At 67.6% G+C, this 23,206-nt stretch carries 24 protein-coding genes; 11 read left to right on the top strand and 13 right to left on the bottom strand.

Annotation, left to right across the window (positions count from 1 at the left end; all coding sequences use genetic code 11):
- Positions 1–3 precede the first annotated feature (3 nt).
- Together D1604_RS10690 and D1604_RS10685 are read left to right on the top strand one after the other, a co-directional pair.
- Complete coding sequence (locus D1604_RS10690; protein WP_119413261.1) at positions 4–1,284, top strand: polyhydroxyalkanoate depolymerase; 1,281 nt, start codon at positions 4–6, stop codon at positions 1,282–1,284.
- Positions 1,250–1,963 (top strand): M48 family metallopeptidase, encoded by a 714-nt coding sequence (locus tag D1604_RS10685; RefSeq protein WP_119413260.1) that lies wholly within the window; start codon positions 1,250–1,252, stop codon positions 1,961–1,963. Before D1604_RS10690 ends, D1604_RS10685 begins: the two co-directional genes overlap by 35 nt.
- A 4-nt stretch (positions 1,964–1,967) precedes the next feature.
- Here the strand turns inward: D1604_RS10685 and mmcB are convergent, their stop codons facing one another.
- From mmcB to thpR, 3 genes are read right to left on the bottom strand one after another with little or no spacing between them, the layout of a single operon-like run.
- The gene (mmcB, locus tag D1604_RS10680; RefSeq protein ID WP_119413259.1) at positions 1,968–2,414 is read right to left on the bottom strand and encodes a DNA repair putative endonuclease MmcB; all 447 of its coding nucleotides are present in this window, start codon (positions 2,412–2,414) and stop codon (positions 1,968–1,970) included.
- A 25-nt stretch (positions 2,415–2,439) separates the two neighbouring features.
- Positions 2,440–3,006 (bottom strand): GNAT family N-acetyltransferase, encoded by a 567-nt coding sequence (locus D1604_RS10675; RefSeq protein WP_119413258.1) that lies wholly within the window; start codon positions 3,004–3,006, stop codon positions 2,440–2,442.
- Entirely contained in the window at positions 3,003–3,542 is a 540-nt protein-coding gene (gene thpR / locus D1604_RS10670) for an RNA 2',3'-cyclic phosphodiesterase (protein ID WP_119413257.1), read from the bottom strand. Before thpR ends, D1604_RS10675 begins: the two co-directional genes overlap by 4 nt.
- A gap of 126 nt (positions 3,543–3,668) precedes the next feature.
- On the opposite strand from thpR, the gene D1604_RS10665 reads away from it, so the two are divergent.
- On the top strand, positions 3,669–4,418 hold the full coding sequence (locus D1604_RS10665) for a Bax inhibitor-1/YccA family protein (protein WP_003168359.1): 750 nt from the start codon (positions 3,669–3,671) through the stop codon (positions 4,416–4,418).
- 127 nt (positions 4,419–4,545) lie between these two features.
- Here D1604_RS10665 and D1604_RS10660 read toward each other — a convergent pair whose 3' ends face one another.
- Positions 4,546–4,899: a DUF2794 domain-containing protein gene (locus D1604_RS10660; protein WP_119413256.1), complete on the bottom strand. Its 354-nt coding sequence runs from the start codon at positions 4,897–4,899 to the stop codon at positions 4,546–4,548.
- Between the two features lie 132 nt (positions 4,900–5,031).
- Between D1604_RS10660 and D1604_RS10655 the strand changes: the two genes are divergently transcribed.
- The 3 genes from D1604_RS10655 (at position 5,032) to D1604_RS10645 (ending at position 7,430) form a co-directional block, all read left to right on the top strand.
- Positions 5,032–5,829, top strand: a complete 798-nt coding sequence (locus D1604_RS10655) for an enoyl-ACP reductase FabI (RefSeq protein WP_162140912.1) — start codon at positions 5,032–5,034, stop codon at positions 5,827–5,829.
- A gap of 153 nt (positions 5,830–5,982) precedes the next feature.
- Complete coding sequence (locus D1604_RS10650; RefSeq protein ID WP_119413255.1) at positions 5,983–7,155, top strand: benzoate/H(+) symporter BenE family transporter; 1,173 nt, start codon at positions 5,983–5,985, stop codon at positions 7,153–7,155.
- A 101-nt stretch (positions 7,156–7,256) separates the two neighbouring features.
- Positions 7,257–7,430 carry a YegP family protein gene (locus D1604_RS10645; RefSeq protein ID WP_119413254.1) on the top strand — a complete coding sequence of 58 codons (174 nt, stop codon included), beginning with the start codon at positions 7,257–7,259 and terminating at the stop codon, positions 7,428–7,430.
- 50 nt (positions 7,431–7,480) lie between these two features.
- Here D1604_RS10645 and D1604_RS10640 read toward each other — a convergent pair whose 3' ends face one another.
- The 4 genes from D1604_RS10640 to ffh all read right to left on the bottom strand — a co-directional run bounded on the left by D1604_RS10640 (position 7,481) and on the right by ffh (position 10,937).
- A complete protein-coding gene (locus D1604_RS10640; protein WP_119413253.1) occupies positions 7,481–8,185 on the bottom strand; it encodes a glutathione S-transferase N-terminal domain-containing protein in 705 nt (234 codons plus the stop codon).
- Positions 8,186–8,253: 68 nt separating this feature from the next.
- Positions 8,254–8,781 carry a ribosome maturation factor RimM gene (gene rimM, locus D1604_RS10635; RefSeq protein ID WP_119413252.1) on the bottom strand — a complete coding sequence of 176 codons (528 nt, stop codon included), beginning with the start codon at positions 8,779–8,781 and terminating at the stop codon, positions 8,254–8,256.
- Positions 8,782–8,891: 110 nt separating this feature from the next.
- The gene (rpsP, locus tag D1604_RS10630; protein ID WP_119413251.1) at positions 8,892–9,389 is read right to left on the bottom strand and encodes a 30S ribosomal protein S16; all 498 of its coding nucleotides are present in this window, start codon (positions 9,387–9,389) and stop codon (positions 8,892–8,894) included.
- 24 nt (positions 9,390–9,413) lie between these two features.
- Positions 9,414–10,937 carry a signal recognition particle protein gene (ffh, locus tag D1604_RS10625; protein WP_119413250.1) on the bottom strand — a complete coding sequence of 508 codons (1,524 nt, stop codon included), beginning with the start codon at positions 10,935–10,937 and terminating at the stop codon, positions 9,414–9,416.
- 326 nt (positions 10,938–11,263) lie between these two features.
- Here ffh and ppc point away from each other — a divergent pair, with 326 nt between their 5' ends.
- Positions 11,264–13,969, top strand: a complete 2,706-nt coding sequence (ppc, locus tag D1604_RS10620; protein ID WP_119413249.1) for a phosphoenolpyruvate carboxylase — start codon at positions 11,264–11,266, stop codon at positions 13,967–13,969.
- Here the strand turns inward: ppc and D1604_RS10615 are convergent, their stop codons facing one another.
- Positions 13,970–14,935, bottom strand: coding sequence for a magnesium and cobalt transport protein CorA (locus D1604_RS10615; RefSeq protein ID WP_024354265.1), 966 nt, complete (start codon positions 14,933–14,935; stop codon positions 13,970–13,972).
- Between the two features lie 139 nt (positions 14,936–15,074).
- Complete coding sequence (locus D1604_RS10610) at positions 15,075–17,258, bottom strand: M3 family metallopeptidase (protein ID WP_119413248.1); 2,184 nt, start codon at positions 17,256–17,258, stop codon at positions 15,075–15,077.
- Positions 17,259–17,379: 121 nt separating this feature from the next.
- On the opposite strand from D1604_RS10610, the gene D1604_RS10605 reads away from it, so the two are divergent.
- The gene (locus tag D1604_RS10605; protein WP_119413247.1) at positions 17,380–18,243 is read left to right on the top strand and encodes a glutamate racemase; all 864 of its coding nucleotides are present in this window, start codon (positions 17,380–17,382) and stop codon (positions 18,241–18,243) included.
- Between the two features lie 12 nt (positions 18,244–18,255).
- Here the strand turns inward: D1604_RS10605 and D1604_RS10600 are convergent, their stop codons facing one another.
- Complete coding sequence (locus D1604_RS10600) at positions 18,256–18,768, bottom strand: S-type pyocin family protein (RefSeq protein ID WP_119413246.1); 513 nt, start codon at positions 18,766–18,768, stop codon at positions 18,256–18,258.
- A gap of 137 nt (positions 18,769–18,905) precedes the next feature.
- On the opposite strand from D1604_RS10600, the gene coaBC reads away from it, so the two are divergent.
- Genes coaBC through D1604_RS10585 form a run of 3 tightly spaced genes read left to right on the top strand, consistent with a single transcriptional unit; the run spans position 18,906 to position 21,056 of the window.
- Positions 18,906–20,141 (top strand): bifunctional phosphopantothenoylcysteine decarboxylase/phosphopantothenate--cysteine ligase CoaBC, encoded by a 1,236-nt coding sequence (gene coaBC, locus D1604_RS10595; protein WP_119413245.1) that lies wholly within the window; start codon positions 18,906–18,908, stop codon positions 20,139–20,141.
- A 15-nt stretch (positions 20,142–20,156) separates the two neighbouring features.
- Positions 20,157–20,606 (top strand): dUTP diphosphatase, encoded by a 450-nt coding sequence (gene dut / locus D1604_RS10590; protein WP_119413244.1) that lies wholly within the window; start codon positions 20,157–20,159, stop codon positions 20,604–20,606.
- Between the two features lie 48 nt (positions 20,607–20,654).
- The gene (locus tag D1604_RS10585) at positions 20,655–21,056 is read left to right on the top strand and encodes a BLUF domain-containing protein (RefSeq protein ID WP_119413309.1); all 402 of its coding nucleotides are present in this window, start codon (positions 20,655–20,657) and stop codon (positions 21,054–21,056) included.
- A gap of 140 nt (positions 21,057–21,196) precedes the next feature.
- Here D1604_RS10585 and dapB read toward each other — a convergent pair whose 3' ends face one another.
- Both dapB and dnaJ read right to left on the bottom strand, forming a co-directional pair.
- Complete coding sequence (dapB, locus tag D1604_RS10580) at positions 21,197–21,946, bottom strand: 4-hydroxy-tetrahydrodipicolinate reductase (RefSeq protein WP_024354272.1); 750 nt, start codon at positions 21,944–21,946, stop codon at positions 21,197–21,199.
- Positions 21,943–23,154 carry a molecular chaperone DnaJ gene (gene dnaJ, locus D1604_RS10575; protein WP_119413243.1) on the bottom strand — a complete coding sequence of 404 codons (1,212 nt, stop codon included), beginning with the start codon at positions 23,152–23,154 and terminating at the stop codon, positions 21,943–21,945. The genes dapB and dnaJ overlap by 4 nt, the downstream gene beginning before the upstream one ends.
- Positions 23,155–23,206 lie beyond the last annotated feature (52 nt).

Below are 23,206 nucleotides of genomic sequence, written 5' to 3'. Positions count from 1 at the left end.
TTCATGCTCTACGCTTTTCACGAGCTCGCCTATCATTCGGCGACTCCGTTCCGGATCGGGGCCCAGATGGCCCGCCAGTTCTGGACCTCTCCGCTCAATCCGGCGTCGGACACGGCGATCGGCCGCACCGCCTATGCCGCCGCCGAGGTGTTCGAGAGCCTGACGCGCCGCTACGGCAAGCCTGACTGGGGCCTTGAGACGATCGAGATCGACGGCAAGCCCGTCCGCACCACCGAACAGGTGGTGTGGTCCTCGCCCTGGTGCCGGCTGGTGCGGTTCGCCCGCAACATCGGCGACCTGAAACGTGCGGGCCGACCCGCCGCCGCGCCCGCCGTGGTGATCGTGGCGCCGCTGTCAGGCCACTACGCCACCCTGCTGCGCGGCACGGTCGAGACCTTCCTTCAGGACCACGACGTCTATGTCACCGACTGGGCCAACGCCCGTCAGGTGCCGATGCTGGAAGGCCGCTTCGACTTCAGCGACTACATCGACCATGTGCGCGACATGCTGGCCGCCGTCGGGCCGCGCGCCCATGTCGTCGGCGTCTGCCAGCCGGGGCCGCCGGTGCTGGCCGCCTGCGCCGTGATGGCTGCCGAGGACGACCCGAATCGCCCCGCCTCCATGACCTTCATGGGCTCGCCCATCGACGCGCGCCTGTCGCCGACGGTGACGAACCAGCTGGCTGAGGAAAAGCCCTTCACCTGGTTCAAGTCGAACATGATCCACACCGTGCCCCTGCCTTATCCGGGCGTCGGGCGGCGGGTCTATCCGGGCTTCGTCCAGCTCTACAGCTTCATGTCGATGAATGAAGACAAGCACGTCGACGCCCATCGCCGCTATTTCGAGGATCTGGTGACGGGCGACGGCGACGGGGTGGAAAAGCACGAGCAGTTCTACGATGAGTATCTGTCGGTGCTGGACCTGACCGAAGAGTTCTATCTCCAGACCATCGACATCGTCTTCCAGCAGCACCTGCTGCCGCGCGGCCTGCTTGAGCATCGCGGCCAGACGGTGGATCTGACGGCCATCACCGACATCGGCCTGGCCACCATCGAGGGCGAGATGGACGACATCTCCGGCGTCGGCCAGACCCAGGCCGCGCACGGCCTGACGCCGAACATCCCCGACGACCGGCGCCTGCTCTACGTCCAGCCCAAGGTCGGCCACTACGGCGTCTTCAACGGCCGCCGTTTCCGCGAGGAGATCTATCCCCGCGTGCGCGATTTCATCGCCCAAAACGAAGCGATCAGTGTCGTACCGGAACGGTCAGCGTCTGCCGCTTGAGGGCGGCGGCGCCCTGCGACTGTCGGTCAATCCGCGCGCGCGGCGGCTGTCGATCCGCATCGACGCCCGCGCCGGCGAGGCCGTGGCCGTGGCCCCCAGCGAACGGCGCCTTGGCGAGGTCGTGGCCTTCGCCCGCACCAAGGCCGGATGGATCGCCGAACGGCTGGCCGCACGCCTTGATGCCCAGCCATTCGAGCCGGGCGCCGTCGTGACCTGGCTAGGCCGCCCGCTGCGGCTGGAGGCGACGGGCGGCGCGGGCGCGGCGCGCCTGATCGAGACGGACGAAGGGCCGGTGCTGCGTTCCGGCGGCGAGGGCGAGGCCTTTTCCCGCCGCATCGAGAACTGGTTTCGCCGCGCCGCGCGCGACTTCCTGACCGAGCGCACGCTGGTCCACCTGAAGACCCTCGGGCAGGCGCCGGTGAAGGTGTCGATCGTCGATACGCGCTCGCGCTGGGGCTCCTGCAGCCCGCACAACCGCTCGATCCGCTATTCCTGGCGCGTCGTCATGGCCCCGCCCGCGGTGGCCGACTACCTGGCCGCGCACGAAGTGGCCCACCTGGTCCACGCCGACCACAGCCCCGCCTACTGGTCTGTCGTCACCCGACTGATCGGCGACCACCGCCCGCACCGCCGCTGGCTGCGCGAGCATGGCGCATCCCTGCATGCGGTTGGCGGATAGGCGTTTACTCGCGCATCGCCCTCAGCGCGCCCAGACGGGCGAAGGCCAGGGTCAGGGCCTTGCGGCGTGCGGGCGCCAGGGGCGTGGAGGGCGCGTCGCGCACCACCGCCCCGCCAAAGCCGTCAGCGACGATCAGACCCGGTTCGCCCGGCAGGACACCGTCTGGAAACTCAGGCGCCACGGCGAAGTAGAAGGCGTCGCAGAAGGGGCCGTACTCCTGCCATTTGCGGTCGACGCGATAGTCGTCGATGCCCGACTTCACCTCGCAGATGACGATGTCCCCCTTGGGCCCCAGGGCCATGACGTCGGCGCGCCGCCCATTGGGCAGGCAGACCTCCAACAGGGGCGCATAGCCCATGTCGACCAGCAGCCGCGCCGCTCCCCGCGTGACGGACAGGGTCGTTTCAGGGCGGCTGAAAACCAGTTCGAGATGAAGCGCGGCGGCGGCCATGCGCCTTTATGTTCTCCTTGCGTTCCTACCGCAAGCGCTGCCGGTTCACCCGCCACTGATCGCGCGTCTGGCCCCACAGATTGACCTTGTGCTCGTGAAACGGCGGCGGGATCGCGCCCGGCCCGCGATTGGTCGAACCCAGCCGCTCGGCCAGCTTCTCCGAGGCGCGGTTGTCCGGGTCGATGCAGTGGATGACGTCGGGCCACTCCAGCACGTCGAAGGCGTAGTCCATGGTCGCCGCAGCAGCCTCGAGCGCATAGCCCTTGCCCGTGGCGTCGCGGTGCAGGCTCCAGCCGACTTCCCGGCCCGGCCAGTCATAGGGGTGCAGCGGTCCGATCCGTCCCATCCACAGGCCGGTCGCCTTCTCGATCACCGAAAACATGCCCTCGCCCTGCAGCGCCCACATGCCCGCCACCGAGGCCATGGCGCGCCAGACCTCGTGCTTCGACTGCACTCCGCCGATGAAGCGGGTCGTCTCAGGGTCGCTCATGAAGTCGGCCCAGCGCGGGAAGTCCTCCAGCGTCGGCGCGCGCAGGAACAGTCGCTCGGTTTCCAGCGTGGGGCCGAGAGGGGATGTCGGGCGGTCGATCACAGCAGATACTCGCGTTCCAGGGTGTAGACGCTGCCGTCGCCGGTCAGGACGCTGGAATAGAGGCCGAAGCGATCCACACGGATCGGCGGCGACTTCAGCAGATTGTGCCCGGCGATCCAGGCGCCGATACGGTCGGGGTTCGCCTGAGGTTTCAGATAGGCCAGGGTGACGTGCGGCCGGTATTCGCGCTTCTCCGGCGGAACGCCCGCGCGCTCGCCCGCCGACCGGCAACGTCCGGCCAGGACGTTCAGCGGCTCGGAACGTTCCAGCCCGGCCCACAGGGTGTGGCTGCGGTGGGCGTCGCCGAAGGCGCCGACGCCGCTCAGGGTGATCTCGAACGCCCCTCCGCCCTCGGCGCGGGTCAGTTCGGAGGCCAGATCGTCAGCCGTGCGCTCTGACGCCTCGCCATAGAAGGCCAGGGTCACGTGCAGGGCGTCCAGCGGCCGCCAGCGGGCGCCGGGCAGGCCGGACTGACGCCGCGCCAGGGTCTCGGCGACGTCGTCGGGAATGGCGATGGCTGTGAACAGACGTAACATGCGACCCTTGGTAGCGGGCGGAACCGGCGGCCGGAAGTCCGGTTTTTCTTGCATGGACGCCCCCGCGTCCCGATATTTGAGCCAAAGGTCGGGACCTTCCCGGCCGAATGGGAGACTTCTTTCGCGATGAGCGACTTCAACAACGGCTATGCGCGCCCGCTTCCGCAGTCGGCGGACATGTCCGTCGACGCCGGTCTGCGCGCCTTCATGCTGGGCGTCTACAACAAGCTGGCGATCGGTCTGGTCGTCGCGGGCGTCCTGGCCTACGTCACCGGCAACGTCCCGGCGGTGCAGCAGCTGCTGTTCGCCCGCATGCCGGACGGCCGCATCGGCCTGACCATGCTGGGCATGATCATCCAGTTCTCGCCGCTGGTCATGCTGTTCGGCTCCATGTTCTTCATGAAGAATCCGACGGCCAAGGGCGTGAACATGCTCTACTGGGCCGTGGTCGCCACCATCGGCGCCGGTCTGGGCGTGCTGTTCCTGCGCTATACGGGCGGTTCGCTGGCCTCGACCTTCTTCGTCACCGCCGCCGCCTTCGCGGGTCTGAGCCTGGTCGGTTACACGACCAAGAAGGACCTGAGCGGCATGGGCACCTTCCTGATCATGGCCCTGATCGGCCTGATCCTGGCCATGCTGGTCAACGCCTTCCTGGTGAAGTCGGGCATGTTCGGCCTGGTGATCTCGGGCCTGGGCGTGCTGATCTTCTCGGGCCTGATCGCCTATGACACCCAGCGTCTGAAGATGACCTACTACGCCCTCGGCGGCGACAAGAACGCCATGGGCGTGGCCACGGGCTTCGGCGCCCTGAGCCTGTTCATCAACTTCATCAACCTGTTCCAGTTCCTGCTCGCCTTCATGGGCGGCCGCGAATAGGAATTTTTGAGTGCGCTATGGCCGTGACGCGGTCACGGCCGACTTGAGCGCGGCTTAAACAGGTCCAGAAAGAGAGGCTCCGACATCGCTGTCGGAGCCTTTTTCTTATGTTGCGTGGCGCACAGCCCTATTCCACCACCGTGAACTTCCGGCTGTCGAACACGCGCAGCACCTGGGCCAGATCGCGGCCGCGCTTCAGCACATGGCCGCCCTCGCCGATCACCGCCCACTGCCCCTGTTTCAGACGCAGCGCCGGACGTTTCTCGATGCGATAGACGGGTGCGTCGCCGTGGCGGCGAAAGACGGCGAACTCGGCGTGCTCCCTGGCCCCGGCCATGGCGTAGTCGCGCCATTCACCCGCCGCCACCATCCGCCCATAGACCCGCAGCATCTGGCCCAACTCGCGGCGGTCGAAGAAGACAGGCCCGGCCGGGGAAGGCCCCTGCGGCTGTGCATTCGAACTGTCGGCGTCGAAGCTCATGACGCCAACTTAGGCCGCTGGCGGATAAACGCCAGCGTCAGCACTCACTTGTCACCCGCCGCGCGCCCGTCCAAAAGGCAGATCAAGTTCTAGATACGGAGACGAACCATGGCGACGAGCGAAGGCTGGGACATGCCCACCGGCGAACTCATGAAGGGCAAGAAGGGCCTGATCATGGGGGTGGCCAACTCCAACTCCATCGCCTGGGGCATCGCCTCTCAACTGGCGGCGCAGGGCGCCGAACTGGCCTTCACCTATCTGGGCGAGGGGCTTGAGCGCCGCGTGCGTCCCCTGGCCGAAAGCGTCGGCGCCAAGCTGCTGATCCAGGCCGACGTCACCGACGACGCCTCCATGGACGCCGCCTTCGCCGAGCTGGAGAAGGAATTCGGCACGATCGACTTCGTCGTCCACTCGGTGGCCTTCGCCAACAAGGACGAGCTGAAGGGCTCCTTCGTCGACAACACCACCCGCGACAGCTTCCTGCTGGCCATGAACATCTCGGCCTTCAGCTTCGTCGACGTGGCCAAGCGTTCGGCCAAGCTGATGCCGAACGGCGGCTCGATGATCACCCTGACCTACCTCGGCTCCGAGCGGGTCATCCCCAACTACAACACCATGGGCGTGGCCAAGGCCGCGCTGGAAGCCGCCACCCGCTACATCGCGCGCGACCTGGGGCCGAAGGGCATCCGCGTCAACGCCATCTCGGCGGGCGCCATGCGCACCCTGTCGCTGGCCGGCATCTCGGGCGGGCGCGGCCTGCACTCCAAGTCGGCCCAATTCTCGCTGATCAAGGAAGAGACCTCGATGGAAGGCGTCGCCGGCGCCGCCCTGTGGCTGTGCTCGGATCTGGGCCGCTCGACGACGGGCGAAGTCGTCCACGTCGACGCCGGTTTCCACGCCGTCGGCCTGCCGGACGATATGGAGGGCTGAGCCCCCGACTTCATGAGAACACAGAGGGCCGCCGGGCGAACCGGCGGCCTTTTTTGCATCTCCTCCACTACCCGCTCATCCCCGCGGACGCCGAGATGAGCGGAAGATAGGTTTCCACTTTCAGGCGCCCCTCTACCGGCCTAGCTTGGGCGCATGAGTTCCGCGCGCCTGCCTCCTCCCGCCAGCTTTTCCGCCGCCGCCGTAGCCACCGTCGTCGGCTTCGGCGGCACGGTCGCCCTGATCGTTCAGGCGGGACAGGCGATGGGCGCGTCGCCCGGCCAGATCATCTCCATGGTCACCGCCCTGTGCCTGGGCATCGGCCTGCCCGGCGCGGTACTGAGCTGGCGGCTGAAGATGCCCGTGGTCTTGGCATGGTCGACGCCGGGCGCCGCCCTGCTGGCCGCCTCGACGCTGGGGCTCGGCTGGTCGACGGCCGTGGGCGCCTTCGTCATCGCCGGGCTGATGATGGTGCTGACCGGGCTGGTCCCGGCGCTGGGTCGACTGGCCGAGCGCATTCCCGCCGCCGTCGCCTCGGCCATGCTGGCCGGGGTGCTGCTGCCTTTCTGCCTCAAGCTGTTTCTCGTGTTCCCGACCGACCTGATGCTGGCGGCGGGGTTGCTGCTGGTCTTTCTGGTCATGCGTCGGCTGGCGCCCGCCTGGTCCCTGCCCGCCGTTCTGGTCGTCGCCTTCGCGGTTCTGACCGTGCGCGGTCAGGTCGCCCTGCCCGAGGGAACCGGCCTGTTCGGCGCCCTGTCGCCGGTCATGCCCGCCTTCGACTGGAAGGCGGCGGTCAGTCTGGCCCTGCCGCTGTATCTGGTGACGCTGGCCTCGCAGAACCTGCCCGGTCTGGTGGTGCTGAGGGCCGCCGGCTACGCCCCGCCTGCCGGAAAGCTGATCTTCTGGGGCGGGCTGACCAGCACGCTTCTGGCCCCTTTCGGCGCGCACGGCGTCAATCTGGCCGCCATCACCGCCGCCATCTGCACCGAGCCGGACGCCCACCCCGACCCCGCCAGACGCTGGACCGTGGGGGTGATCTACGGCCTGTTCTATCTGGTCGTCGCCCTGTTCGCGGCGCCGCTGGCGGGCCTGTTCATCGCCATGCCGACCGGCGCGCTGGCCGCCATCACAGGACTGGCCCTGATCGCGCCCCTGACCGGGTCGCTGGGCGCCATGATGAGCGAGGTCAAGAATCGCGAGGCCGCCGTGCTGACCTTCGCCGCCACGGCGTCGGGCGTCGCCCTGTTCGGCGTAGGCTCGGCCTTCTGGGGACTGGCCGTTGGATTTCTGGCGCTGGCGGCGCGACGATGGATCCCCGCCCGCTCCTGAAGCGATGACGGCGTTTTACATTTCGCACTCTTTACGCCCGAAGCTGGACCGTGGCAGCCTTCTGCCCTCGGCCGACTGGCGGCCGTCAGAGCGAGGCGATCATGGCGCACAAGTTCGAAGTCTATAAGGACAAGGCTGGCGAGTACCGCGTGCGGTTCAAGTACAACTCCGAGATCATCTTCTCGACCGAAGGCTATTCCGACAAGTCGGGCGCCAAGCGCGCCATCGAGTCGATCAAGAAATACGTTCCTGACGCCCCGACCGAAGAAATCTGAGCCTGAGACTGCGGGGGGCGGCTCAAGCGTCCGCCCCCGCCTTGGCGTCTTCAGGAAAGCGGCGGGATGTTCAGCCCCCGCTGCACGGCCGGACGCGCTACGCCGCGTTCCAGCCAGGCGGCGACATGCGGAAAGTCCGCATAGCCGACCAGATCGCCCGCGCCATAGTGTTCGACCAGATTGCGCACCCAGCCCAGAGTGGCGATGTCGGCGATAGTATAGTCCTCGCCCATGATCCACTGGCGATCCTTCAGCCGCCCTTCCAGCACGCCCAGCAGACGCCGCGATTCCGCGACGTAGCGGTCGCGCGGCCGCTTGTCCTCAAAGGCGCTGCCCGCATATTTGTGGAAGAAGCCGACCTGGCCGAACATCGGGCCTATGGCCGCCATCTGGAAGAAGACCCACTGCAGGGTCTCATAGCGCGTCGCCGGATCGGTCGGCAGGAAGCGCCCCGCCTTTTCAGCCAGATAGACCAGGATGGCGCCGGATTCGAACAGAGGCAGCGGCTTTCCGCCGGGACCGTCGGGGTCGATGATCGCCGGGATCTTGCCGTTGGGGTTCAGCGACAGGAACTCAGGCGTCCAGGTTTCATCCTTACTGATGTCGACCCGGTGGACCTCATAAGGCAGGCCCAGCTCCTCCAGCATTATGGAGACCTTCACCCCATTGGGCGTCGGCAGGGAGTAGAGCTGAAGCCGGTCGGGATGCTGCGGCGGAAACTGGCAGGTGACGGGAAAGGCGGACAGGTCGGCCATGGAACGCTCCGGCTGTTGTGACCCCGTCCATGTCGGAAGCCGCAGGGCGATCCGCAACCGTGTCGGCGTCAGTCTTCGTCGCGGTCGCTGACTTCGGTCGGGCGGACGATGCGCAGCCAACCGTCGTTGATGTGCAGTTCCGGCGCCGCTTCGCGGGTGAAGGGCAGGTACCAGGTCGGGCCGCCCTCGGCCGGGGCGATCTCCAGCATGTCGTCGGCGCCGAAGTTCTGGACCGACTTCACCGTGCCCAGAACCACGTCGGACGGATCGCGACCCTCCAGGCCGATCAGGTCGGCCAGGTAGAACTCGTCTTCCTCCGGCTGGGGCAGGGCCTCGCGGGTGACGAACAGCTTCTGGCCTCGCCGGGCGTCGGCCTCTTCCTTGGTGGCGATCTCCTTGACGCGCGCCACCACGCCCGCCTTGTCCGGCCGGGCCGAGATCAGGGTCAGCACCGGTTTGCCGTCAGCGCCCAACAGCGGCGAATAGCCCATCAGAGCCATCGGCTCGGCGGTATAGGCGCTGATCCGCACCTCGCCCTTCACGCCGAAGGCGCCGCCGATCTGGCCCACCAGGATCAGTCTGTCTTCGCTGCTCATACCGGGCTCCGTTTACCGATGCGATGGGGTCCAGATAGCAGAAAAGCAGCGCCCCGAAAGGACGCTGCTTTCCCGTTTCAACCGGCCGTGGCCGGATGAAGAGATAAGGCTCAGGCCTGCTCTTCGGTCGCTTCAGCAGCGGCTTCGGCAGGGGCTTCTTCAGCCGGAGCTTCTTCCACGGCCGGGGCGGCGGCTGCGGCGGCGGCGGCTTCAGCGGCCTCGGCCTTGGCGGCGGCTTCGGCCTCCAGGCGGTCGGCTTCGCGCTGGGCGCGCTCGGCGGCGCGTTCCTGAGCCTTCTTGCCCGGCTCGGCCTTCTTCGGGTTGTTGCCCTGGACCCACTGGACCTTGCCGGCCAGCGCTTCGTCCTGGCTCTCGCTGATGAAGCGGGCGACGCGATCGGTCGGCTGAGCGCCCTTGGCAAGCCATTCGGCGATGCGGTCGGCCTTCAGGACGATGCGCGGGGTGGCGCTGTCCTTCGGCAGCATCGGGTTGTAGCTGCCGACGCGCTCGATGAACTTGCCGTCGCGCGGAGCGTGCGAGTCGGCGATGACGATGTGGTAGTAGGGACGCTTCTTGGCGCCGCCGCGGGACAGACGAATCTTCAGCATTTTCAGTCTCTTTCTAGAAAGTCGTTATTTCTTTTTGGGAAGGCCCGGCAGACCCGGAAGGCCCCCCGGCAGTTGTCCGCCGCGCAGACCCGCCAGGCGGTCCTGAATGGCTTTCATTTCATCGGCGCTGGGTTCCGGCATCTTGCCGCCGCCCAGAGCCTTCAGACGGTTCATGTCCGGGCCGCCGCCCCCCATGCCGGGCAGGCCGCCCATCATGGCCGCCATCTTCTGCAGGTTCTTGCCGCCGCCCTTGGACAGCGACTTGACCATGTCGGCCATCTGCCGGTGCTGTTTCAGCAGACGGTTGATGTCCTGAACCTCAACGCCGGCGCCCTTGGCCACGCGCTTCTTGCGGCTGGCGTTCAGCAGATCCGGCTTCTTGCGCTCGGCCTTGGTCATGGAGTTGATGACGGCCAGCTGGCGGTCGATCATCTTGTCCGAGACGTTGTTCTCGGCCATCTGGTTCTTCAGCTTGGCCACGCCGGGCAGCAGGCCCATGATGCCCTGAAGACCGCCCATCTTCTTCATCTGGTTCAGCTGACCCGCCAGATCGTCCAGATCGAACTGACCCTTGGCCAGCTTGCGGGCCATCTTCTCGGCCTTGGCCTGGTCCAGCTCGCCCGCGGCCTTCTCGACCAGGGCGACGATGTCCCCCTGACCCAGGATGCGGCCGGCCACGCGGCGGGCGTCGAACACGTCCAGCGCATCGACCTTTTCGCCCGCGCCCAGATATTTGATCGGCAGGCCGGTGACGGCCCGCATCGACAGCATGGCGCCGCCGCGCCCGTCGCCATCGGCGCGGGTCAGCACCAGACCCGTCAGGGGCAGACGCTCATGGAAGGCGGCGGCGGTGCGCACCGCGTCCTGACCGGTCAGGCTGTCGGCGACCAGCAACGTCTCGACCGGCTTGGCGATCTGGGCGACCTCGGCCACCTCGTTCATCAGCCCTTCGTCCAGGGTGATGCGGCCGGCGGTGTCGAGGATCAGGACGTCGAAGCCCTGCAGCTTGGCCGACTGAAGCGCGCGGCGGGTGATCTGGACCGCGCTCTCGCCCGCCACGATGGGCAGGGTCGCGACCTCGATCTGCTGGCCCAAGGTAGCCAACTGTTCCATAGCCGCCGGACGACGCGTGTCCAGCGAGGCCATCATGACCTTCTTCTTGTCGAACTTCGACAGACGCAGGGCCAGCTTGGCCGAGGTCGTCGTCTTGCCCGACCCCTGCAGACCGGCCATCAGCACGACGGCGGGCGGGGTCGCATTGGTGTTCAGCGGAACCGGCTCTTCGCCGCCCAGCATGTCGACCAGGCCGTCATAGACGATCTTGATGACCTGATCGGCGGGCTTGACCGCGCGGATGACGTCTTCGCCGGTCGCGGCCGTCTTGGCGCGGGCGATGAAGTCCTTGACCACCGGCAGGGCGACGTCGGCCTCGAGCAGGGCGACGCGGACCTCGCGCAGGGCCTCCTCGACATCCTTTTCGGACAGGGCGCCGCGGCCGGTGATCCGGTCGAAGACGCCTGTCAGCCGCTCGTTCAGAGCCTCGAACATTCAAACCCTTTCATGCGCCTGGGCCTTGGCCTCCGTGAGCAACGCCCATAGGCGGGCGACCTCTGCGAACGATCACGTCGACAGAGGCCCTCTCCGGGCTCATCCATCCATGAAAGGATGGGATCGTCCCGGTGGAGGCGCAGGTTCAATTGCGCCGGAAGTCGCGGCTTATGGCGGAAAATCCAGCCGGAGTCGATAGTTTGTTGAAGCGTCATTCAACCCGCGAGGCGACCACCCAAAGGGTTTGCGCGTTGCAACATGGACTGGCGCGTTCGGATTCCGCTGATACGGTTCCGCTTCCGGCCTCCCCGCTGAGAGACGACCCCATGACCCAGACCCCCGAGTTCCCCCACGACCGCCTGCGCGAAGAGGTTCGGCTGCTGGGCGCCCTGCTGGGCGAGGTGATCCGCGACGAAGGCGGACAGGTCCTCTATGACCGCATCGAGGCGGTGCGGCGCGCCTCGGTGGCCTATCACCGCGACCCGACCTCGGACGACGCCTCGGAACTGGAGCGACTGCTCGGCGAGCTGTCGCTGGATCAGGCCGTCGGCCTGACGCATGGTTTCGCCGCCTTCTCCCTGCTGGCCAATGTCGCCGAGGACCGGGCGGGCAAGCGCCGCGCCCAGGCCCAGGCCGAAGCGGGCGAACGGGCCGATACGCCCGAGGGCGTGCTTAAACGCCTGGCCGAGGCGGGCGTCGACAGGAGCGCGGTGCGCGATCTGCTGGCCCAGGCCCTGATCTCGCCGGTGCTGACCGCCCACCCGTCCGAGGTGCGCCGCAAGAGCGTCATCGACCGCACCACGGCGGTCGGCGAGCTGCTGGACGGATGCGACCGCGACGGGATCGCCTGCGACGCCAAAACCCTGAAGGAAGCGCTGCGCCGCCAGATCGTCATCCTGTGGACCACGCGGCTGACCCGCGCCTCGGCTCTGGTGGTGCAGGACGAGATCGACACCGTTGTCGACTGGCTCCAGCGCATCTTCCTGCACGTCGCCCCGACCCAGCTGGCCGAATGGCGCCGCCTTCTGGAGGCGCCGGACCTGGCGCCCTTCGTGCGCATCGGCTCATGGGTCGGCGGCGACCGAGACGGCAATCCCAATGTCGACGCCGACACCCTGCGCGCCGCCTTCCGCAGCCAGGCCCGCGCCGCGCTGGGCTTCTATCTGGACGAGGTGCACGCCCTGGGCGCCGAGCTCAGCCTGTCCATCGACCTGACCCGCGTCACCCCCGAACTGGCCGCATTGGCGCAAGGATCAGGCGACGCCTCCATCCAGCGCGCGGACGAACCCTATCGCCGGGCGCTCAGCCAGATCTACGCCCGCCTGTCGGCGGCCTATCCGGCCCTGACCGGCGAGTCGACGCCGCGCCCCGCCCGCTTCGCCACCGCTCCCTATGACGGCCCCGACGCCTTCCGCGCCGATCTGAACATCCTGCATGACAGTCTGGTGCGGACCCACGGCGCCGTCTTCGCCGACGACCGGCTGGCGCGGCTGATCACGGCGGCGGACGTGTTCGGCTTCCACATGGCGACGGTGGACCTGCGCCAGAACTCGGACGTGCATGAACGGGTTGTCGCCGACCTGCTGAAAGTCGCGGGCGTCTGTCCCGACTACGCCGCCCTGGACGAGGCCGATCGGCTGGCCGTGCTGGCGCGCGAACTGGCCGACCCCCGCCCCCTGTTCTCGCCCTATGCCGACTATGCGACCGAGACGCTGAAGGAGCGCGCCATCCTTCAGGCCGCCGCCGAGGCCCTTTCCACCTTCGGTCCGCAGGCGATCCGCACCCACATCGTGTCCAAGACCGACGCCGCTTCGGACATGCTGGAGGTCTATCTGCTGCTCAAGGAGGTCGGCTTATACGACCCGACCGACCCCGGCGCCTGCCCCATTCAGGCCGCGCCCCTGTTCGAGACCATCGACGACCTGCGCGCCGCCCGCGACACGCTGGAGCGCGTCCTCGCCGAGCCTTCCGCCCGAGCCGTGGCGGAGGCGCGCGGGGTGCAGGAGGTGATGATCGGCTATTCCGACAGCAATAAGGACGGCTCCTACCTGACCTCGGGCTGGGAGTTGCACGAGGCCTCGCGCGCCCTGCTGGAGGTCACGCGCGCGGCGGGGGTGCGGCTGCAACTGTTCCACGGCCGGGGCGGCGCCGTGGGGCGCGGCGGCGGCTCCGCCTTCTCGGCCGTTCTGGGCCAGCCCGCCGGCACCGTCGCGGGCCGCATCCGCGTCACCGAACAGGGCGAGGTCATCGCCAATAAGTACGGCGAGCCGGAGGTGGCCCAGCGGAACCTCGACGCCCTGACCTGCGGCGCCCTGCTGGCCTCGCTGGGGCCGCAGTCCGACGCGGGCTACAGCGCCCGCCACGGCGAGACGGCCGCGCGCCTGTCCGCGGCCTCCATGAAGGCCTATCGCGCCCTCGTCTATGACACGCCCGGCTTCGTCGACTATTTCCGCGCAGCCACCCCCATCGCCGAGATCGCCGACCTGAAGATCGGCTCGCGCCCGGCCAGCCGCACCGCCTCGCCCGCCATCGAGGACCTGCGCGCCATTCCCTGGGTGTTCAGCTGGTCGCAGTCGCGGGTCATGCTGCCCGGCTGGTTCGGCTTCGGCTCGGCGGTCCAGGGCGAAGATCCCGCCGAACTGCGCGCCATGACCGAGACCTGGCCCTTCTTCCGCACCGTGGTCCAGAACATGGAGATGGTGATGGCCAAGGCCGACATGGCCATCGCCCGCCGCTACGCCGGGCTGGTCCCCGACGCCGTCCTGGCCGAGCGAATCTACGCCGCTATCCGCGCCGAATGGAACCGCACCATCGCCGCCGTCCTGTCGATCACCGGCCAGCAGAGCCTGTTGGGAGGCCAGCCCGAACTGGATCGGCTGATCCGTCAGCGGATGCCCTATGTCGAGCCGCTGAACCATGTGCAGATCGAGCTGATCCGCCGTCGCCGAGCGGGCGACGACGACCCGCGCGTGCGCAACGGCATCCTTCTGGCCATCAACGGCGTGGCGGCGGGCCTCAGGAACAGCGGCTGATCACAGCCACTTCGACCGCTTGAAGGTGACGTACAGGCCGATGCAGATGGCGACGATCAAGGCCAGAACCGCCGGATAGCCATAGGTCCAGCGCAGTTCGGGCATATGCTCGAAATTCATGCCGTAGATGCCCGCCACCGCCGTCGGCGTGGCCAGGATGGCGGCCCAGGCCGCCAGCTTGCGGGTGATGACGCCCTGCCGCTGCTGCTCCAGCAGGTTCGACACCTCGAACACCGAGGCCAGGATGTCGCGCAGACCCGCCGCCCGGCTGGACACCCGCCGCACATGGTCGGCCACGTCGCGGAAATAGGGCCGCACCTCGCGGTCGATGCAGGGCAGGTCCAGCGACTGCAGCTTGACGCAGACCTCCTCCATCGGCCCCAGCACCCGGCTGAACTTCACCAGTTCGCGGCGCAGCTGGAACAGACGGGTGATGTCGTCGCGCGCCAGGAAACTGTCCAGCGCGACCTGCTCCATCTCCAGCACCTTGTCCTCGATGGCGTCGATGATGGGGATGTAGCCGTCGACGATGAAGTCCAGCACCCCGTGCAGGATGAAGTCCGGCCCGTGCTTCAGCTGATGCGGCGAGGCCTCCAGCTGAGCGCGCAGCTGGGTGTGGGCGCGCGCTGAACCGTGGCGGATGGTGATGACGTAGTTGGGCCCGACGAAGACGTGGGTCTCTCCGTACAGGATGCGGTCGCCTTTGGCCTGAGCCGTGCGGGCGACGATGAACAACTCGGAGCCATAGACTTCCAGCTTGGGGATCTGATGCGCCGTCAGGGCGTCCTCGACCGCCAGGGGATGCAGATGGAAACGGCGGACCAGAACGTCGAACTCCTCGTCCGACGGCTCATGCAGGCCGATCCACAGGTATTCGCCCTCGGCCAGAGCGAGCCCCTGATCCGTCAGCGGCGCTTCGCGCACCCGCTTGCCGTCCTTGTAGACGTAGGAGGCGACGACGCTCATGCAGACTTCTCCAGCAGAACCACGGGCAAGGCTTACGCTACCTCAACGGAAAATAGAAAAGGCCCGGCGGATTGCTCCACCGGGCCTCACCATTCTAGCGTCCAACGGCCTCAAGCAGGCCGAAGGCCGATAGGCCCACTTAAGAAGTCGGGAAGCCGCGCACCTTCAACAGGGCCGCCACGTCCGGGTTGCGGCCGCGGAACTGGCGATAGGCGTCGCCGCGATCCGTGGTGTTGCCCGGCGCCAGCATGATCGACTTGAAGCGGCCGGCGATGTCCGGATTGAAGACGTCGCCCGACTCCTCGAAGTAGGCCCAGGTGTCGGCGTCCATCGTCTCCGACCACAGGTAGGAGTAGTAGCCGGCCGAATAGGCGTCCGAGGTGAACAGGTGATTGAACTGCGGCAGGCGGTGCCGCATCACGATCTCCCTGGGCATGCCCAGACGCGCCAGCGAGGCCTTTTCGAAGCCGTCGATATCGGTCGGCGGCGTGGCTTGCGTGTGCAGATCCATGTCGACCAGGGCCGAGGACAGATAGCTGACCGTGGCGTAGCCCTGATTGAAGGTCGAGGAGGCCTCGATTTTATCCACCAGCGCCTGCGGCATGGGCTGGCCCGTTTCGACGTGCTTCATGTAGCCGTCGAGGATGGGCCGGGTCAGCACCCAGTGCTCATGCACCTGAGACGGATATTCCACGAAGTCGCGCGGCGTGTTGCCGAACGACGGATAGGTCACCACCGACGAGAAGTAGTGCAGGGCGTGGCCGAACTCGTGGAACAGAGTCTCGGCGTCGTCCAGCGAGATCAGCAGAGGCTGGCCTTCGGGCGCCTTAACGAAGTTGTTGTTGTTCGAAGCCAGGATCGGCTTGGAGCCGGTCAGCTTCGAGAAGGACCGATAGGTAGTCATCCAGGCGCCCGAACGCTTGCCCGGACGGGCGAAGTCGTCGGCGTAGAACAGGCCGATCAGCTTGCCGGTGGCCTTGTCCGTGACCTCATAGGTGGTCACGTCCGGCTCGAAGGTCGAGACCTGGCCCTGAGGCAAGCGCTTGAAGACGAAGCCGTACAGACGTTCAGCCATATAGAAGGATGCGTCGCGAACGGCGTGAAGTTCGAAGTAGGGCTTCAGCTCGTTCTGATCGAGGTCGTACTTCGCCTTACGCACCTTCTCGGCGTAGTAGAGGTAGTCCCACGGCTCGATGTCGTGGCCGGCGATCGCCTTCATGTCGGCGACTTCCTCGGCGACGCGGGCCTTGGCCGGGGCCCAGACGCGCTGCATCAGGTCCATCGCCGCGGCCGGGGTCTTGGCCATCGTGTCCTGCATCCGCCATTCGGCGTGGTTGCCGAAGCCCAGCAGGCGGGCGCGCTGCTGACGCAGGGCGACGATCTGGGCGATCGTCGACTTGGTGTCGTTGGCGTCGCCGTTGTCGCCGCGCTTGACGAACTTGGTCCAAACCTGCTGACGCAGGGCGCGGTCGTCCGCGAAGGTCAGGAAGGGATCGACGCTGGAGCGGGTGTTGACGATGGCCCAGCCCTGAACGTTGCGCGAACGCGCGGCGGCGGCTGCGGCGGCCTTGTTGGAGTCCGGCAGGCCCTTCAGACCGCCCTCGTCAGCGATGACGGTCCAGGTGTTCTCGTCTGCGACCACCTTCTGGCCGAAGCTGGTGAAGGCGTTCGACAGGTCGGTGTTGATGCGGCCCAGTTCTGCCTTGCCTGCGGCGTCCAGGGCGGCGCCGTTGCGCACGAAGGCGTCGCGGCTGCGCTCGGCCAGACGCTTCTGCTGGGCGTTCAGGCCTGCGGCGTCAGCGCCGTCGGCCACGGCCTTGATGCGGGCGAACAGCGTCTCGTTGAAGGTGATCTCGTCCGAGGCGGCCGACAGGATCGGCGACAGCTCGGTCTCCAGCACGTCCCACTGCTCGCCGCCGATGTTCGAGGTCATGACGCTGAACACGTTCATGGCGCGGTCCAGCGGTTCGCCCGCCATCTCCATCGCCGCCATGGTGTTGGCGAAGGTCGGCGCCTCGGGGTTGTCAGCGATCGCGGCGATGTCGGCGCGCTGCAGTTCGATGCCTTCCAGGATGGCTTCGCGCATCTTGGGCGCCGTCACCTTGTCCCACGGCGGCACGCCTTCATAGGGGCCGGTCCAAGGTTGAAGCAGCTCGGCGCGCGGCGCTGTCGTCGGCAGGACGGCGCGGGCGATACGGGCCTCATCGGCGGTCGTCAGGGCGGCGACGGCGCCGCTCACAGCGTTCTCCACGGCCCCGGCCGAGGCGCAGCCCGACAGGGCGAAGAGGCTCGCGCCCCCGATGAGAAGATGGCGTCTATGCATCCAGGTCTCCCAACCATAGCTGTTTTGGACATCCTTCGGCGCAGGGGCCGACAGCGTCCCATAAATCCGGTTTAGTCCTAAGTATTGGACGGCGAAACCCCGCAGGTCTAAAGGCCGCTGCATGGCGATAGGCGTTTTCGACTCCGGCGTGGGGGGCCTGACGGTCCACCGCGAACTCACGACCCGCTTTCCGACGCGGGACTTCATCTATCTGGGCGATCAGGCCCACGCCCCCTATGGCGGGCGCGGCGGCGAGGACATCGTCGAACTGACCCGCGCAGGATGCGAGCGCCTGTTCGATGCGGGCGCCTCCGTGGTCGTACTGGCCTGCAACACGGCCTCAGCCATTGCACTGCGCCGCCTGCAGCAGACCTGGATCCCGGGGATGCGCGAAAAGCTGGGCCGTCCGGTCAACGTCCTCGGCATCATCGTCCCGACCATCGAAGCGGCCACCGGCCTGCCCTGGTCCTATGAGGCCGAACGCAACGGGCGGCTGGAAGGCGAGAAGAAACAGGCCATCGACGTGACCGGCGTCTTCTGCACCGCCGCCACCGCCATGAGCCGCGTCTATGAGATCGAGATCGACAAGCGCCGCGACGACCTGGCGGTCTTCACCGAGGCCTGCCCCGGCCTGGCCGGACTGATCGAACTGGGCGCCCCGACAGAGGAGCTGAAGGTGGTGATCGACGACCACGTCGACGCCCTGCGCCGCCGGATCGGCCGCCATCCGGACAAGGCCGTCCTGGGCTGCACCCACTATGAGATCGTGGCCGATCTGTTCGCCCAGGCCCTTCCGCCCGGCGTCGAGGTCATCAGCCAGCCCGCCGCCGTCGCCGACTCGCTGGAGCGCTATTTCCAGCGTCACCCGGAGTATGAGTTGGGATCCTCGGCCCGCCGCGACTTCCTGACCACCGGAACGCCCGGCCCGCAATCGGACCTCGTCGCCCAGTTCTGGGGCGCGCCCCTGACGTTCGAGGCGGCCTGAGACGCTCGCCCGCTATTCAGCCGTGCGGGTCGCGTTTCGACGCTGGCCGAAGGTGGGCGCCCGCTCCTTCTGCTGCGCCCAATAGGTCGGGCCGTCGTCCGGCTTGAACATGGTGCGCGGCACGCCGTTGCGGTCCACCACGGCGAAGGTGTTGGTCGCAGCCTGATAGAAGAGAGTGTCGCCGTTGGCTCGCTTAACCGTCTCGGTTCCTTTCGGCGTCGCCTCGGTGAAGGTCCGGACCTTCTGCAGATAGTCGTCCGCAGAGCGCGCGCCGAAGTCGGCGCCGTTGCGCTCGTACAGCCGCTGCACCTTGGCGTCGGCGGTCTCGCGCCGGTTGGCGGTGACGGCAGGTTTGGCCGCCTCGACAGGACCTGCGGCGCCCGCCATGTCGGTTTCCGCCGCCGCGCTCAATCCGACCGGTTCAGCGGTGCTGCGGTCCCTGGTCTCCACCGCCGAGCCGCCGCTGTCGCATCCGGCCAGAAACAACAGCGACGCCGCTAGCGCCGCCAACCTCCGCACAGCCATCAGTCGCCCCTTCTCTGAAATTTCGACGAACGCAGATAGACATAGATTTTTCGCCCCTTCAACGCTGCTGCTGACATAAGCGTAAGCGAGGTGGCTTTGTCTCGACGCCGTCACGCCACGCCGCTAGACCTTGGTTCATGACCGCACCCTCGCTTTCCAGCGTCCTGACCGGCCGCAAGGTCCTGCTGATCATCGGCGGCGGCATCGCCGCCTATAAGGCGCTGGAACTGATCCGCCTGCTCAGCAAGGCCGGGGCGGAGACGATGACCGTCCTGACCAAGGCCGGGGCCCAGTTCGTCACCCCCATGTCGCTGGCGGCCCTGACAGGCCATCCGGTCCGACAAGACCTGTTCATGCCGGAAGACGAAACCGCCATGGGCCATATCGAGCTGTCGCGCTGGGCCGATCTGGTGGTCGCAGCGCCCGCCACGGCCGGGCTGATCGCCAAGGCGGCCAACGGGATGGCCGACGACCTGGCCTCGACCACGCTTCTGGCTACCGACAAGAAGGTGCTGCTGGCCCCGGCGATGAATGTGCGCATGTGGCTGCATCCGGCGGTTCAGGCCAATGTCGAGCGGCTGAAGGGTTTCGACGGCTTTCACGGCATGGCCGTGGTCGGACCGGACGACGGCATCATGGCCTGCGGCGAGTTCGGGCCGGGTCGCATGGCCGAGCCGCCGATCATTCTGGACGCCATCGCCCGCCTGCTAGCCGGGCCGGACGGGCGCCCGCTGACCGGCCGGACCGCTGTCGTGACGGCCGGGCCGACGTTCGAGCCGATCGACCCGGTGCGCGGCCTGACCAACCGTTCCAGCGGCAAACAGGGCTACGCCGTCGCCGCCGCCCTGGCCGATCTGGGGGCGCAGGTGACGCTGATCTCCGGCCCGGTGGCGCTGGACGCCCCTGTCGGCGTGACCCGCGTCTGGGTCGAGGCCGCCACCGAAATGAAGGCCGCCGTCGAGGCCGCCCTTCCCGCCGACATCGCCGTAATGAGCGCCGCCGTCGCCGACTGGCGCGTGGACGGCGTGGCCTCGGGCAAGATCAAAAAGGCGCCGGGCGGACCGCCGTCGCTGGCCCTGATCGAAAACCCCGACATCCTGGCGGGCGTCTCTGCGCCCGGTCCGCGCCGCCCGAAACTGGTGGTCGGTTTCGCCGCCGAGACCAGCGACCTTGAGGCCAACGCCCGCGCCAAGCTCTCACGCAAGGGTTGTGACTGGATCGTCGGCAACGACGTCTCGGACGAGGTGTTCGGCTCGGACGGAAACGCCGTGACCCTGTTCACCCAGGATGGCGACGAGCCCTGGCCCCGCCAATCCAAGACCGAAGTCGCCAGGAAGCTGGCCCAGCGCATCGCCGATCACTTCAAGGCCTAGAAGAGACCTCCCGACATGACCACCGTCCGCGTCGAACGCCTGCCCCACGCCGAGGGTCTGGCCCTGCCCGCCTATGAGACCGCCGGTTCGGCCGGAATGGACCTGCGCGCCGCCCTCGCAGAGGGCGAGACCTTGGTGCTGGAGCCCGGCCAACGCAAGCTGGTTCCCACAGGGCTGAAGATCGCCCTTGGACCCGGCTATGAGGCCCAGGTGCGACCCCGTTCGGGCCTGGCGCTGAAACACGGCGTCTCGGCGCCCAATTCGCCCGGCACCATCGACAGCGATTATCGCGGCGAAGTCGGGGTCATCCTGATCAACCACGGCGAGCTGCCGTTCGAGATCAAGCGCGGCGACCGCATCGCCCAGATGGTGATCGCCCGCTATGAGCAGGCGCAGATGGTCGAGGTCGAAACCCTGGACGAAACCGAGCGGGGCGCCGGAGGATTCGGTTCAACCGGGCGTTGATGAAGACTCTACTTTCACATCCTTAGATACTGGTCTAGCGTGGCCGCCATGAACACGCTGGAACAGCTGGTCTACTGCAGCCGGTCACGACTTTCGCCGGACGAAGAGGCGGCGGCGCTTGCCGATATCGTCCATGTCGCGGCTTATCTGAACGCCCGAAACGGCATCAGCGGCGCCCTGACCCTTCAGGACGGCACGTTCGTGCAATTTCTGGAAGGCTCGCCCAGCGCGCTCGATATCCTCATGCTGCATCTGCATTTCGATGAACGGCATGAAGACATTGAGGTCGTCGCCAGAGAGCATATCGAGCGCCGCGACTTCGCTGCCTGGGGAATGACCGCGCCGTCTCTCGGCCAATCCGAGGCGCTGGGACAGTTGATCGTCGCGCGCTCGCCGGATCTGCTGGCCTGGCGCGGCGCCATGACCGAACTCCTCGTCCAGGCGGCCTGAAAGACAAGGCGGCCTGAAAAACAAGGCGAAACGCCTCACCCTCCCCGTCCCGGGGAGGGAGAAGTCGCGCGTAAATCGCGCTCAAGCAGCGAGCCGCCGCGCGGCAAGCGATACGCGGGGCGCCTCAGCGCCCCCAGGCATCAAGCCTGACGAAAGCCCAGCACGTCCTGCATGTCGTAGAGACCGGGGCGGCGGTTGCGCACCCAGGCGGCGGCGGCCACGGCGCCCTTGGCGAACAGGCTGCGGTCGATGGCCGAATGCGACAGCGTCAGCATCTCGTCTTCCGAGGCGAACATCACGGTATGTTCGCCGATCACGCCGCCGGCGCGCAGGGAGGCGAAGCCGATCTTGCCCGGCTCGCGCGGGCCGGTGATGCCGTCGTAGGGGGCGCTTTGCAGCTCCGCCAGATCGCGGCCCCGGCCGTTGGCGGCGGCCTCGCCCAGCATCAGGGCCGTGCCCGAAGGCGCGTCGACCTTGCGCCGATGATGAGTCTCCAGCACTTCGATGTCCCAGTCGCGCGCGTCCAGCCGAAGGGCGGCGTGCTCGACCAGACCGATCAATATGTTCACGCCCAGCGAGAAGTTGCCGCTCATGACGATGGCGATCTTCTCGGCGGCGACCTCGATCTCGGTCTCCTGCTCCGGCGTCAGGCCGGTGGAGCCGATGACCAGGGCCGGTCCGCCCGCCTCGGCGCAGGCGCGCGCCAGAGCCACGGAGGCCTCGGGCGTCGAGAAGTCGATGATGACGTCGCACAGCTTCAGGTCGACGGTCTCGCCGCGATCGAAGCGGGCGGCGACCACCACGTCCTCACGGGCGTCCAGAACCTGAGAAACGGCGCGGCCCATGCGGCCCCGGGCGCCGGAGATGCCGGCGTGGAAGATGTCGCTCACGCGGTTTCTTTCGGATTATCGGCGTCGCCGCCCAGAATGTCGGCCCAGAAGCGCTTGGCCTTGCCGGCGAAGCTGGTGTTGCGCGGGGTCTGGCTCTCGCCCAGCGACGCCGCCAATTCGGCCAACAGCTCCTTCTGGCGTGCGTTCAGATCGGTCGGCGTCTCGACGAACAGTTCAACCACCAGGTCGCCGCGACCGCGTCCGTTCAGGTGCGGCATGCCCTTGCCCTTGATGCGGACGGTCTTGCCGGTCTGGGCGCCCGCAGGCACCTCGACCGGGGCCTTGCACTTGCCGTCGCAGGCGTCCGAGATCAGGCAGGGGGCGTCCACGACGCCGCCCAGGGCCGCCACCGTCATCGGCACCGGCACCGTGACCAGAAGGTCCAGATTGTCGCGCTCGAACAATTCGTGCGGCTGCACCGACAGGAAGACGTAGAGGTCGCCGCGAGGCCCGCCGCGCTGGCCCGCCTCGCCCTCGCCCGACAGGCGGATGCGCGAGCCGTCGTCGACGCCCGCCGGAACCTTGAGGCTGAGCTTACGGGTCTTGCGGACCTGACCGTGGCCCCGGCAGGTGGTGCAGGGGTCGGCGATCATCTCGCCCGAACCGCCGCAGCGGGGGCAGGTGCGCTCGACCTGGAAGAAGCCGTTGGCCTGACGCACGCGCCCGGCGCCGCCGCAGGTGGAGCAGATGGTCGGCTTGGTGCCCGCCTTGGCGCCCGAGCCGTCGCAGACCTCGCAGGCCATCAGGGTCGGGATGGCGATCTCGACCTCGGCCCCCTTGTAAGCCTGCTCCAGGGTGATCTCGAGATCGTAGCGCAGGTCCGAGCCGCGACGCGGCCCGTGGCTCTGGCGTCCGCCGCCGCCCCGGCCGCCGAAGGCGTCTCCAAAGGCGTCGCCGAAGACCTGGGAGAAGATGTCGTTGATGTCGTGGAAACCCTGGCCGCCGCCCTGGCCGAAGGGATTGCCCCCGCCCGCGCCGCCGCCGCCCACGCCCGCATGGCCGAAACGGTCATAGGCCGCGCGCTTCTGCTCGTCAGACAGGACGGTGTAGGCCTCGGAGATTTCCTTGAAGCGGGCCACGGACTCTTCAGAGCCGCCGTTGCGGTCAGGGTGGTGCTCCATCGCCAGCTTGCGATAGGCGCTCTTGAGCACGGCCGCATCGACCGTCCGCTCGACCCCCAGAATCTCGTAATAGTCACGTTGCGCCATCAGGCGTTCGTCCTCTTACCTTCCCGCCGCTTTCGAGCCTCTCTTCAACACG

Source organism: Brevundimonas sp. LPMIX5, assembly GCF_003576505.1.
In the GTDB taxonomy this organism is placed as follows: Bacteria; Pseudomonadota; Alphaproteobacteria; order Caulobacterales; family Caulobacteraceae; genus Brevundimonas; species Brevundimonas naejangsanensis.
This window is presented reverse-complemented; position numbering and strand designations above follow the sequence as displayed.